The organism is Micromonospora sp. WMMA1976, from assembly GCF_027497335.1.
Taxonomy (GTDB): Bacteria; Actinomycetota; Actinomycetes; order Mycobacteriales; family Micromonosporaceae; genus Micromonospora; species Micromonospora aurantiaca.
The window spans coordinates 6,011,839-6,023,743 of the sequence record NZ_CP114912.1; the positions used below are offsets into that span (position 1 = coordinate 6,011,839).

Genomic DNA, 11,905 nt, shown 5'->3' on the forward strand with positions numbered 1-11,905 from the left:
CTGACAACAAAAGTGTTGCCAAAGGAATCCCAACCAGCCAGACAACAGCCTGACCAGTCCGGGGTATAAAACAATTGGCACTGGCTTTACAAGCACCCTGTTGAGTTCTCAAAGAACAACCACACACCAACCAGAAGCACCACCATCAGCGGCACCCCGACCGGGGCATTTCGTTCGTTCACCCGCCGCTCTCGCGCCGGGCACTTTTACTACGTTACCTCACCGTCTCTGCCGTGTCAAACCGTGTGTCCCGGTCTGTCATGCTTCGTACGGGTCGGCGCCGCTGAGCACGCGCAGCAGTCACCCGCTGCGATGATCATCGGATTTGGCAGGCCGGCCGCTGCGGTTTCCCGCTAGCTCGCCCGGTGCCCTGCCGGTCGACAACCTTACCCGGTCGGTTCCGCTCCGCCAAATCCGCCCTGCGGCGTTTCGGCGGGCCTCGCCCGGACCGCGTCCTCGCAAGATCTCAGTCTTGGTCGTACCCGGTGCCACCGTTGTTCGATGCTCCCGGGTTTCGTCCCGTTTGCCCCGTTCCGCGCTGGCAGAGAGAAAGTTACGCGTCTGCGGGTTTGAACGTCAAATCGAGGGGTAGCGGTGCGCGTCACACCCGTCCGCAGCGCCCGCGATCAAGGAGTTCGCGTGCCGATCGACGTCCCCACCGGACACAAACTCCTTGATCACCGGGGTGGGGCGGAGGGCGAGGAGGGGGACGGGTGGGAGGGGCGGCGGGCGGCGCGGTAGGCGCGGATGCCGAGGACGCCCACAGTCGTGCCGATGGCCAGGGACGCGGCGATCAGCAGGGCGTGCACCCAGAGGAATCCGGTCGGGCTGCCCTCGCCGACGACGCCCGCCGACCAGGCGCGCTCGTCGTTCCAGATGGCGACCGCGAACCTCGGCCAGATCGCCCACGTCCAGACGCCGACGGCGACCAGGAACAGCGACCAACCACGTGACAGGACCATGGTCGGCCAGTATGCCAGCGCGCCGTCCACCCAGGTCAGGACCGCGGTCGGGCGCGGCAGGCGTTTCCGTTCCCGCCGCTGGGGCACTGATTCCGTCGAGCCGATTCGACGGAGGTGCCACCGATGCAGCCGTTCAACCCGTGGACCTGGCGGGATCCGTCCGCCCTGGCCGGTGGGTACGACCAGACCCGGCCCACAGACGTACCGGAACAGCGCACCGGCGAGGCGGACGACGGCCCGGACGCCCCCGGCCCGGGTACGCCGATCGACCTCACCGGCTACCGGGTGGAGGCGACTGACGGCCGGATCGGCTCCATCGACGAAGCAAGCGAGGACGCGGACGCGCGGTACCTGGTGGTGGACACCGGTCCGTGGATCTTCGGCAAGAAGGTGCTGCTGCCGGCCGGCACTGTCGCCCAGGTCGACCACCTGGACCGCGTCGTGCACGTGGACCGCACCCGGGAGCAGGTGAAGGAGTCGCCGGCGTTCGACGCGGACCACTTCGCGCACCCGGAGTACCGGGAGCGGGTCGGCAGCTACTACGCGGAGAGCTATCGACAGCAGTAAGCGCGGCAGGAGGCAGCGGCGCGGGCCGGTGAGCGGTTACCGTGTCAGTCATGGTCCGGCCGCGCAGCTGCCTCCCGGAGACCCGTAGCGGTCTCCCGGGCCACGCTGTCGACGGCCGGGAGCAGATCCTCGACGTACTCCGTGCCGGCGGACTCCGTTTCCGCGCCGGCGGGCGATGGCGGCGCTCGTTCTGACGAGCCCGCTCCACCGACCCGGGTGACACCCGGGTCGCGTCTCCCCGCCATCGAACGGCACGAAAGGCGTACGACCATGTCCTCTGCACGCATGCTCACCGGCGACCGCCCGACCGGCCGGCTGCACCTCGGCCACTACGTGGGCAGCATCGCCAACCGGGTGCGGCTGCACCAGCGCTACGAGAGCTTCTTCATCATCGCGGACCTGCACATGCTCACCACGCGCAACAGCCGCGCGGACATCGAGCAGGTGGCGCACAACGCCCGCGAGATGGTCACCGACATCCTCGCCGCCGGGGTGGAGCCGGAACGGGCCACGTTCTATCTCCAGTCGGCGATCCCCGAGGTCGGCGACCTGAACACGCTGTTCCAGAACCTGATCACGGTGCCTCGGCTGGAACGGGTGCCGTCGCTGAAGGAGATGACCCGCGACGCCGGCAAGGACGAGATGCCGTACGGCCTGCTCGGCTACCCGGTCCTCCAGGCCGCCGACATCCTCTGCGTGAAGGGCCAGGTAGTGCCGGTCGGGAAGGACAACGCCGCGCACGTCGAGGTGACGCGGGAGATCGCCCGCCGGTTCAACCACCTCTACGGCGAGGTCTTCCCGGTGCCCGACATGCTGATGTCGGAGACGCCGACGCTGGTCGGCACCGACGGCGCCGGGAAGATGAGCAAGAGCAAGGGGAACGCGATCGCGCTCTCCGACGACGCGGCCACGGTGCGCCGCAAGGTGATGGGGATGTACACCGACCCGAACCGGGTCCGCGCCGACGTGCCGGGCACGGTCGAGGGGAACCCGGTCTTCGAGTACCACGACATCTTCAACCAGGACCGGGCGCAGGTGGCGGACTTCAAGGCCCGCTACCGGGCCGGCCGGGTCGGTGACGTCGAGGTCAAGGAGGCGCTGGCGACGGCGCTCAACCGGTTCCTGGACCCGATCCGGGAGCGCCGGGCCCGCTTCGAGGCGCAGCCCGGCCTGGTTGACGAGCTGATCGTCACCGGCACCGAGCGGACCCGCGTCGAGGTGCGCCGCACGCTCGTCGAGGTGCGCCGGGCGATGGGCCTGAGCAGCGCGTACACCCAGGTGCGGCGCCGGGCCGAGCGCTACCGCAAGGCCGTCGCCACCTCGGCCTGACGACGAGCCGGTCCGGGGTACGCGCTTGCGCCGACCCCGGACCGGCCGGTTACGCTGCCGGCATGGCCAGCTCGCACGCGTACCCGATGACGTCCCCCGACGTCCGGCTCGGCGCGCTGCGACGCCGGCGGTCCCGCGACCGCCTGCGCTGAGCCTTCCCCTCCTGCGACCGGCGGATCGAGCCGCCGGTCGTCATCGATCGTCCTCGCTCCGCCGTCGCGTTCCCGTCAGGTGATCCGCGCGGCGGATCCACAGCGAGATCGGCGTACTCATGGATCTTGAAAGGTTGCTTGCCGACCGGCTGGCGCCCGCGTTCGCGGCGGTGGCCGGCATGCCGGTGGACCCGGCCGTGCGGCGCTCGCAGCACGCGGACTTCCAGTCGGACGCGGCGCTGGGGCTGGCCCGGCGGCTCGGCCGTCCGCCGCGGGAGATCGCCGCGGAGGTACGGGAGCACGCGTCGCTGGCCGACGTCTGCGCGGCGGTCGAGGTGTCCGGTCCGGGTTTCCTGAACCTCACGGTGGCCGACCACGCGCTCGGCGGGCTGGTGTCCGCGCTGGCCGCCGACCCGCGGCTCGGGGTGCCGCCGGTGGCCGAGCCGGAGACGGTGGTGGTCGACTACTCGGCGCCGAACGTGGCGAAGGAGATGCACGTCGGGCACCTGCGGTCGACGGTGATCGGGGACGCGGTGGCCCGGACGCTGGAGTGGCTCGGGCACCGGGTGCTGCGCGCCAACCACCTCGGCGACTGGGGCACACCGTTCGGCATGCTGATCGAGCACCTGCTCGACCTGGGCGAGGCCGGCGCGGCGCAGGAGCTGTCGATGGGTGACCTGGACGGGTTCTACAAGGCGGCGCGGGCGAAGTTCGACGACGACCCGGCGTTCCAGGAACGGTCGCGGCGGCGGGTGGTGGCGTTGCAGGGCGGCGACCCGGCGACGCTGCGGCTGTGGCGGCTGCTGGTGACGCAGTCGGAGAGCTACTTCCTGACCGTGTACGACCTGCTCGACGTGACGCTGACCGGCGCCGACTTCCGGGGCGAGAGCAGCTACCACGACCAGCTCGCGCCGACCGTCGACGAGCTGGACCGGCTCGGGCTGCTGCGGCGCAGCGACGGCGCGGACTGCGTGTTCCCGCCCGGTTCGGTGGGCCGTGACGGCGAGCCGTTGCCGCTGATCGTGCGCAAGTCCGACGGCGGGTACGGCTACCCGGCCACCGACCTGGCCGCCCTGCGGCACCGGACCGGCACGCTCGGCGCGACAAGGCTGCTCTACGTGGTAGGCCTACCGCAGCGGCGGCACTTCGAGATGGTGTTCGCGGTCGGCGCGCAGGCCGGCTGGCTGGCCGCGCCGGCACGGGCCGAGCACGTCGGCTTCGGCTCGATCCTCGGCCCGGACGGGCGGATGCTGCGCAGCCGGGCCGGCGGGTCGGTGAAGCTGGTCGGGCTGCTCACCGAGGCTGTGGAGCGGGCCACCGCGCTGGCCCGGGAACGCAATCCGGAGCTGGGCGAGGCGGAGGCCGCCGCGGTGGGGCGCGCGGTGGGCATCGGCGCGGTCAAGTACGCCGACCTGTCCGGCGACCGGCACAAGGACTACGTGCTGGACTGGGAGCGGATGCTGTCGCTGGACGGGAACACCGCGCCGTACCTCCAGTACGCGTACTCCCGGGTCCGGTCGATCTTCCGGCGGGCCGGCGCGGCGGCGCGGCCGGACGCGGAGGTCTCGCTCACCGAGCCGGCCGAGCGGGCGCTCGCCATCGAGCTGGTCGGCTTCGCCGCGGTGGTCGAGGAGGTGGCGGGCACCCTGGAGTTCCACCGGCTGACCGCGTACCTGCACCGGCTGGCGGTCGCGTTCAGCGCGTTCTACGAACGCTGCCCGGTGCTGCGGGCCGAGGGTCCGCTTCGGGACATCCGGCTCGTGTTGTGCGAGCTGACCGGGCGGGTGCTGCGGCAGGGCCTGGACCTGCTCGGCATCCGTACCCCGGAACGGTTGTGAGGCCGACCGGACACCTCCTGGGCATAGCCCTTTGGGCAGCTTGTGGGCCTGATTCGCGCGTATCTATGGTCGGTGCGTCTCCGCGAGCCCGACATGGGGGTGGGTCATGCCCGAACGTCCGACTACCGGCTCGGCGGCGGTGGCACCGTCGTGAGCACCACCGAAGCACCGACCACGATCGTCTGGGACGGCGCGTCCCGGATCCGCCGCCTCGCCGCCACGATCGCACTCGGCGAGACGGCCGGCGTCCTGGTGCCGGTGGTGGTGATCGCGCTGATGGCCCGGATCAGCGTCGAGGCGATGTACGTGCGCTCCCTCTACGTACCGTTGGCGCTGCTCTTCGCCGCCCTCCAGGTGGGCTTCGACGTGAGCAACCAGGTCTCCGCGTCGGTGAGCCGCGGCGCCGGCCGGGCCAGGGACGTCCTCCCGGTCGCCGCCAGCATGGCCCGCGTCGGCGTGGCCGTCTGGGGCACCGTCAGCCTCGTACTGATCCTGGCGGCGCCCTGGCTGGCGGCGCTGCTGAACGTCCCGGACGCGTCGGTGGGGGAATTCGTCGCCTTCACCCGCTGGGCCTGCCTGGCCAACCTGATCTTCTTCCCGACCGTGCTGCTCTCGTCGAGCCTGCGCGGCTACGGCCGGCCGGGCTCCGCGGCGGCCGTGGTGCTGACCGGCGCGGTCCTGGAGGTGGGCGGCGTCGCGGTCCTGGGCTTCGGCACCGACCTCGGCGTGTACGCGCTTCCGGTCGCGATCGCGATCGGCGGCGTGGCCGCGCTGACCGTCGGCATGGTGCAGGTGTACCGCTGCGGACTCTGGACGGCGAGCGGGCCGCTGACCTGGCGGCCGGAGGCGATCGGGCGACTGACCGGCACCGGACTGCCGGTCACCGCGTCGTTCGTGGTGATGGCCGTGGCGAACGCGGGCCTGCTGTGGGCGCTCAGCCCGTTCGGGCCGGACGTGGTGTCCGGGTACTCGGCGGCCGGCGCGCTGCAGAACCTGCTCATCGTGCCAGCCTCGGCGCTCGGTTCGGCGACCGCGATCGTGCTCAACCAGATGCGGGGCGCGGGGCGGCCCGGCGAAGGGCCGGCGGTGTTCGGGGCCGGACTGCGCCTGACCGCCGCGGTGTACGCGGTGCTCGCGGCCGCGATCTGGTTGGGCCGGGAGCCCCTGGCCGCGCTGCTGGCTGGTGACCCGACCGTCGCGTCGGAGACCGCACGGTTCCTGGGGATCGTCGGCCTGACCTACCTCGGTCTGGGCCTGAACGTGATGACGCTGCTCCTTCTCGAACAGGTCGGCGGGGGCCTGATCGCGCTGCTGCTGAACGTGCCCTACTTCGGGGGCATGGTCGTCGTCGGCAGCGCGCTGGCCCGGACCCAGCAGGATCCGTCGGCCCTCTACTGGACGATCGCGGTGCTCAACGCCTGCGGCATGCTGCTCGTCCCGCTCCTCACGTGGCGGCACGTCCGCCGGACCAGCCGGGCGGACGCCCGGTGAACCGCCCCGAATGGCGGGCGCGGGACGTTCGCCTGAGCGTCACGATCATGCACCATCCGGCTCGCGACGTCGCCCTGGACGTGCTCGTCGATGCGTGCCGCCCGCTGGAGGCACGCATCGTGCACGACCCGGACCCCGACGCCGCGCGCAGCCCGTTGCGGACCGCGAAGGTCGCCTGGGCCTCGATCGCCGAGGGCGCCACGCACCACCTGGTCCTGCAGGACGACGCCCGGGTCTGCGACGACTTCGCCGCGCACGTGCTGGCCGCCATCGCGCGCCGCCCGGCACACGGCATCGCCCTTTACACCGACTGGAGCAGCCCGCAGAACAGCTTCCTGTGCCGGCTGGCCGCGGTCGCCGGATCGCCGTGGGCAGCGCTGTCCCCGATGGAGTGGATACCGGCGCTGGCGTTCCTGCTGCCGGCCGACGTGGCCGCGGACCTGGCCGCCTACCTGGCGCCGATCCCCGACGAGGTCACCGACGACGACCAGATGATCGCCCGATACTGCCGGGAACGCGAGGTGCCGATGCTGGCGACGGTGCCGCACCTGGTCGACAACCGCGGGCTGCCGACCCTGATCGCCGGGCACGGCGGCCGGCACCATGCCACCGTGTGGGCGCCGCCGGTGCCGTCCGACACGCACTGGGAACTCGACCCCCGGATCGACGCGACCCTGGCGTCGCGGTCCCGCTACCGGTCCCACGACGAGTACGTCGTGCAGGTCAAGGACTCGCGCTGCCTGATCCGGCTGCTGCGGCCGCACACCGGTGAGCCCGGCGGCAACGAGTTCTGCTGGTACTGGGCGGACTGGTGCGACCTGCTCGGGGTCGGCGCGGAGGAGGTGACGACCGCGCTGGCCGCGTACCTGGACAGCCGGCCCGGGCCGCGACCGCAGGCGCGGGCCGCCCTGGAGATCTGGGCCGCCGGATACCTGCTCGGGCTGGAGGCCGCCGCGGTACGCCGTGACCTGCCCGTCCCACTCGGCCCCGCCCACCCCGCCCGGATCCGTTCGGCCGTGTCGACCTGGGTGGACTCCGGCCTGACCGCCCCGGACGGCACGGCCCTCGGCGCCGCCGGCCGGGCCGCGCTCATCGACCTCGGCGTGGCCGCTGTCGCTCTCGGCCTGCACCGCCGGAGCCCTGACACCTTCGTCACGGCCGGCGTGCCGGCCGACGCCAGTGGAGAGGACATCCGACATGACCACGCTTGCCACGACTCCTGACCCGGCCCTGGGCACCGTGGTCGAACGGATGGCGCTACGCGAGGTGGCAGCCCACTTCCTCGTTCCGGCCGATCAGCCGCCGGGGGTGATCCGCCCGCCCGCACCCCCGATGGCGGTCCGGATCATGACCTGCCCGGACTGCGGCGCCGACGCCGACACCTTCGGGGACGCGGGCGTCGCGTTGCCCTTCGCGGAGTGGCGGATCGTCGCCGCGGACGACCCCGACGCCGGCGACCTGCCCACGCTGACGGTGCTCGGCTGCGAGTGGTTCGCGCCGCGCGCGATGCTGCCGGTGGCGATCGCCATCGAGCGGTTCGGCCCGGTGTCGGCGACCGGCTTCCGCAGCCGCGCGGTGGCCGTCACCGAGCTGCGTGGCCTGCCGTTCGACGCCGTCCTGGCGGCCCTCGACGAGCAGGAGAGCTGGGCCGACGCCGTGTGCGCCGGCAGCGGCCTGCCGCCGGGGCCGGCGCGGACCGTACCGGCCGCCAGCCGGCTGGTCAGCTCGGCGGCCACCTGGGCCGCCTTCCGCGCCTCGGTCACCGCCCGGTTCCTCGGCCCGCACGCGTCCGACGCCGGACCGGGCCGATGGAACGAGCGGTACCTGGAGAACCGCCGGGACGCGGCGGTCCGCACGCTGGACGGATACGCATCGTGCCCGGCCTGACCGCCGACGTGCGCTGGCAGCCGGCCCGCTTCACCGGTTCGCGGGCGGTCGTCGAGCACCTGACGTGGGGTCAGGTGCTCGTGGAACGCGACATCCGGCGGATGCCGCCGGGCACCGCCTACAACGTCACGGTGCCCGTGCTGATCCCCGACGGCGTGGACCTGGCGATGGTGTGCGCCGCTGTGGGCGCGCTGACCGGCCGGTTCGAGGCACTGCGTACGCGGTTCCCGCGGCGGGACGGCCGGCTGGTCCAGGAGGTGCTGGACAGCGGCAGCATCCCGGTCGGGGTCTTCTCCGGCGACGGTCCGGCCGAGCGGTTCACGGCGACCGCCCGGGAACTGGACGAGCAACTCCAGGCGACACCGTTCGACCACGATCGGGACCTGCCGATGCGCGTCCTGGTCTGCGTGCACCGGGGCGTGCCCCGGGCTCTGGTGCTCTGCATCGCTCACCTGGCCGCCGATCTGCAGAGCAGCCGCCTGGCGGCACGGGTGCTGGCCGAGATGCTGGCCTGCCGGGCGGCGGGGCGCCCCGATCCGGCGACTCCGGAACTGGTTCATCCCGCCGACCTCGCCGCCTTCGAGCGTTCCCCCCGGGGCCGTACGGTCAGCGCCGCCGCCGTGGCCCACCTGCGCCGGCAACTGAACGCGGTCCCGCTCGACAACTTCGCCGCGCTCCGGCCGGTGGCGCCGGCCGAACCCCGGTTCTGGCGCGGTGTCCTGGACTCGCCGATCTCGGCGCCGGTGCTGGGGATGCTCGCCGACCGGTACCGCACCAGCACCGCCACCGTCGCGCTCGCGGTGACCGCAGCCCTGCTGGGCGTGGTCGCCGAGACCGACAGGTGCGGATTGCTGCTGGTCGTCGGCAACCGCACCACCGCCGCACAGCGGGCCTCGATCGGCACGCTGACGCAGCACATGCCGGCCGTCGTCGACCTGACCGGGCCGGCCTTCTCCGACCTGGTCCGGCACTGTTGGGGCACTGCCGTGCGGGCCTTCCGGCACGGCCGCTTCGATCCGGTGGACGGGTGGGCGGCGCTGGCCGAGGTGAGCCGGGAACGCGGCGCCGAGCCGGAGATCAGATGCTTCTTCAACGACATGCGCGGCGCACCGGAGACGCCGCCCGTCACCGCGCCGATCGACAGTGACGTGGTGCGGCGGGTCCTGGCCGAGCCGCGCTTCCGGTGGACCGAGCGCCGGCCGGCCGGCGCCTCGTTCTTCATGGAGGTCGGCGACGTGCTCGACACCCCGGGGCACCTGCGCTGGACGCTGCTCGCGGACACCACCCTGCTGCCCCCCGACCTCATCCGTGCGGTCCTGGCCGGAGTGGACCGGCTGCTGGTGCGACTGCTCGACACCGATCTGCTCCTCTCCGAGGTGGGCGAGGCCGCCGGCCTGCGCGGCGTGGTGGTCCCGCACTGAACGATCCGATCGACCGGGGCGGGGCAGCGGGGGTCTGCCCCGCCCCGGTCTCTCAGCCCTGGGCGGTGGCCGTCAGCTCCGGCTGCGCGTCGACGGCGTCCGGAGCGGAGGGGACCGGCGGCCGGCCACCCAGGAAGCGAGGCGCCCACCACGCGGCGCTTCCGAGAATCGCCATCGTCGCCGGGACCAGCAGCATCCGGACGATCACCGCGTCGATCAGGACGGCCAGCACCAGACCCAGGCCGACCTCCTTGATCGGCGCGAAGCCCCCGGTCATGAAGCCGGCGAAGGTGACCGCGAGGAGCAGGGCCGCAGCGGTCACGATGCCACCGCTTCGCTGCAGGCCCTCCCGCACCGCCTGGTCCGGGGCCGCGCCGGCGAAACGGCGCTCACGGATCCGGGACAGGACGAAGACCTCGTAGTCGGTGGAGAGCCCGAACGCGATCGCCGCAACGACCACCGGCACGGTCAGGTCGATGCCGTCGAGCCGCTCACCGCCGAGCAGGCCGACCAGGTGCCCCTCCTGGAACACCCAGACCACCACACCGAGTGCGGCGAACAGGCTGAGCAGGTTGGTGAGCACGGCCTTCAGCGGGATCAGCACCGACCGGGTGAACGCCAGCAGCAGGACGAACGTCGCCAGCAGGACGATGCCGCCGGCGATCGGGAGGCGGTCGCGCAGCTCCTGCTGGTAGTCGACCAGACGGGCCGCGTCGCCGGTGACCTGCACCGTGAAGGGTGCGTCCAGGTCACGGATGTCGCGTACCGCCCGGGCGGTGTCCGGGTCGCTCGTCGGGTTCTCCGGGGTGGCCTGCAGCACGGCCAGCCCGCCGCCGCTGCGCCCCGGGTTCACCACCGAGACGCCGGGCACCGCGGCGACCCGCTGCCGGAAATCGGCCAGGTCGGGGTCGTCGGCCGAGGTCCGGGCGACGATCGTGATCGCGCTCGGGCCGGCGAGTGCCGGGAAGTGCTCGCGCAACGCCTCGGTGAGCTGGCGGGTGGCACTGTCGGCCGGCAGCGACTTCGGGTTGCTGGTGTCCAGCCGCAGGTTGGTCGCGGACAGCCCGGCCATGAGCAGGCCGACGAGCACCACCAGCAGGGTGAGCACCGGCATCTTCTGCACCCCACGGGCGACCGCGGCGAACGACCGGCCGCGCTCCTTCCGGGCCCGGACCGGCTTGATCCGGTTACGCAGCAGCTGGAGCAGCGCGGGCAGCAGGGTGATCGCGGCGAGCATGTCGATCAGCACCACGGCGGCGCCGGCCACGCCGATGGACCGCAGGAACGGATCGGCGAAGACCACCAGGCTGGCCAGGCTGACCGCGATGGTCAGGCCGGAGAAGACGATGGTCCGGCCGGCGCGTTCGGAGGCCCGCACGAGCGCCTCCTCCGCGTCCTCGGTCAGCGCCCGCTCCTCCCGGAACCGGCTGACCATGAGCAGCGCGTAGTCGACGCCGAGACCGATGGCGAGCATCGTGGTGACCTGGATCGAATAGATCGACACATCGGTGAAGAAGCTCATCACCAGCAGCGTGGTGAAGGTTCCGCCGACACCGACGAGGGCGATCAGCAGCGGCAGCCCGGCGGCGATCAGCGACATGAAGACCAGCAGCAACAGGAGCAGCAGCAACGGCGCGGAGACGATCTCGGCCCGCCTGGTGTCCGAGGTGGCCTGGTCGTTGAACTCGCGGTCGGTGAGCGGGCCGCCGGAGACCACAGCCGTCGTACCGTCGATCCCGGTCAGCTGCGTCCGTACCTTGTCGGCCAGCAGGTCGCCCTGGTGCGCCAGCTCCACGTTCACCAGGACCGCCGCGCCGTCGGTGGCGACCGGGGCCTGGGTACCGAACGGGTCGGTCACCGCCAGCACGCCGTCGACGGCGCGCAGCTCGGTGAGCGCGGCGGAGACCTTCGTACGGAAGGCGGGGTCGGTGACCGAGCCGCCGGAGATGACCGCGTTGATCACCGGTGGCGCGAGCTCGGCGTCACCGAGCGCCTGCGCGCCCTGCTGCGACTCGCTACCGGCGATGGCGCCGACGCTTGTCGTCATCCGGGCGAAGACGCCGTTTCCGACGGTGAAGCCGGCCGCTGCGATCACCAGCCAGATGACGAGCACGACGGCAGGGCGCCGGCGAGCGAAACGCGTAACGGCACGGATCATCACACAGCTCCTCAGGACGGAAAGACCGATGTGATCTCATCCTGATGAAGCGGGCCCTCCGGCAGATCGCCGCCGAGAGCCAAATCCGGTCTCACCCGAG

The 11,905-nt window shown here is 72.4% G+C and carries 9 protein-coding genes; 7 read left to right on the forward strand and 2 right to left on the reverse strand.

Going from position 1 to position 11,905, the window contains the following annotated elements; all coding sequences use genetic code 11:
- Positions 1–677 precede the first annotated feature (677 nt).
- A complete protein-coding gene (locus tag O7546_RS27775) occupies positions 678–962 on the reverse strand; it encodes a hypothetical protein (RefSeq protein WP_194803430.1) in 285 nt (94 codons plus the stop codon).
- A gap of 123 nt (positions 963–1,085) precedes the next feature.
- On the opposite strand from O7546_RS27775, the gene O7546_RS27780 reads away from it, so the two are divergent.
- From O7546_RS27780 to O7546_RS27810, 7 genes are all read left to right on the forward strand, one after another.
- Entirely contained in the window at positions 1,086–1,529 is a 444-nt protein-coding gene (locus O7546_RS27780) for a PRC-barrel domain-containing protein (protein WP_194803431.1), read from the forward strand.
- Between the two features lie 270 nt (positions 1,530–1,799).
- Complete coding sequence (gene trpS / locus O7546_RS27785; protein WP_194803432.1) at positions 1,800–2,858, forward strand: tryptophan--tRNA ligase; 1,059 nt, start codon at positions 1,800–1,802, stop codon at positions 2,856–2,858.
- Between the two features lie 271 nt (positions 2,859–3,129).
- Positions 3,130–4,848 (forward strand): arginine--tRNA ligase, encoded by a 1,719-nt coding sequence (gene argS, locus O7546_RS27790; protein ID WP_281600214.1) that lies wholly within the window; start codon positions 3,130–3,132, stop codon positions 4,846–4,848.
- A gap of 150 nt (positions 4,849–4,998) precedes the next feature.
- A complete protein-coding gene (locus O7546_RS27795) occupies positions 4,999–6,339 on the forward strand; it encodes an MATE family efflux transporter (RefSeq protein WP_194803434.1) in 1,341 nt (446 codons plus the stop codon).
- 47 nt (positions 6,340–6,386) lie between these two features.
- Positions 6,387–7,562, forward strand: a complete 1,176-nt coding sequence (locus O7546_RS27800) for a hypothetical protein (protein ID WP_194803435.1) — start codon at positions 6,387–6,389, stop codon at positions 7,560–7,562.
- Positions 7,537–8,226 carry a hypothetical protein gene (locus O7546_RS27805; RefSeq protein WP_194803436.1) on the forward strand — a complete coding sequence of 230 codons (690 nt, stop codon included), beginning with the start codon at positions 7,537–7,539 and terminating at the stop codon, positions 8,224–8,226. Before O7546_RS27800 ends, O7546_RS27805 begins: the two co-directional genes overlap by 26 nt.
- Entirely contained in the window at positions 8,214–9,647 is a 1,434-nt protein-coding gene (locus O7546_RS27810) for a condensation domain-containing protein (protein ID WP_281600215.1), read from the forward strand. Before O7546_RS27805 ends, O7546_RS27810 begins: the two co-directional genes overlap by 13 nt.
- 52 nt (positions 9,648–9,699) lie before the next feature.
- Here O7546_RS27810 and O7546_RS27815 read toward each other — a convergent pair whose 3' ends face one another.
- Complete coding sequence (locus O7546_RS27815) at positions 9,700–11,805, reverse strand: MMPL family transporter (RefSeq protein ID WP_194803438.1); 2,106 nt, start codon at positions 11,803–11,805, stop codon at positions 9,700–9,702.
- Between the last annotated feature and the right edge of the window lie 100 nt (positions 11,806–11,905).

What these genes read in the sequence shown, in the direction of transcription:
- O7546_RS27775 (WP_194803430.1), bottom strand. Translation starts at nt 962, where the DNA reads ATGGTCCTGTCACGTGGTTGGTCGCTGTTCCTGGTCGCCGTCGGCGTC.
- O7546_RS27780 (WP_194803431.1), top strand. Translation starts at nt 1,086, where the DNA reads ATGCAGCCGTTCAACCCGTGGACCTGGCGGGATCCGTCCGCCCTGGCC.
- trpS (WP_194803432.1), top strand. Translation starts at nt 1,800, where the DNA reads ATGTCCTCTGCACGCATGCTCACCGGCGACCGCCCGACCGGCCGGCTG.
- argS (WP_281600214.1), top strand. Translation starts at nt 3,130, where the DNA reads ATGGATCTTGAAAGGTTGCTTGCCGACCGGCTGGCGCCCGCGTTCGCG.
- O7546_RS27800 (WP_194803435.1), top strand. Translation starts at nt 6,387, where the DNA reads ATGCACCATCCGGCTCGCGACGTCGCCCTGGACGTGCTCGTCGATGCG.
- O7546_RS27805 (WP_194803436.1), top strand. Translation starts at nt 7,537, where the DNA reads ATGACCACGCTTGCCACGACTCCTGACCCGGCCCTGGGCACCGTGGTC.
- O7546_RS27815 (WP_194803438.1), bottom strand. Translation starts at nt 11,805, where the DNA reads ATGATCCGTGCCGTTACGCGTTTCGCTCGCCGGCGCCCTGCCGTCGTG.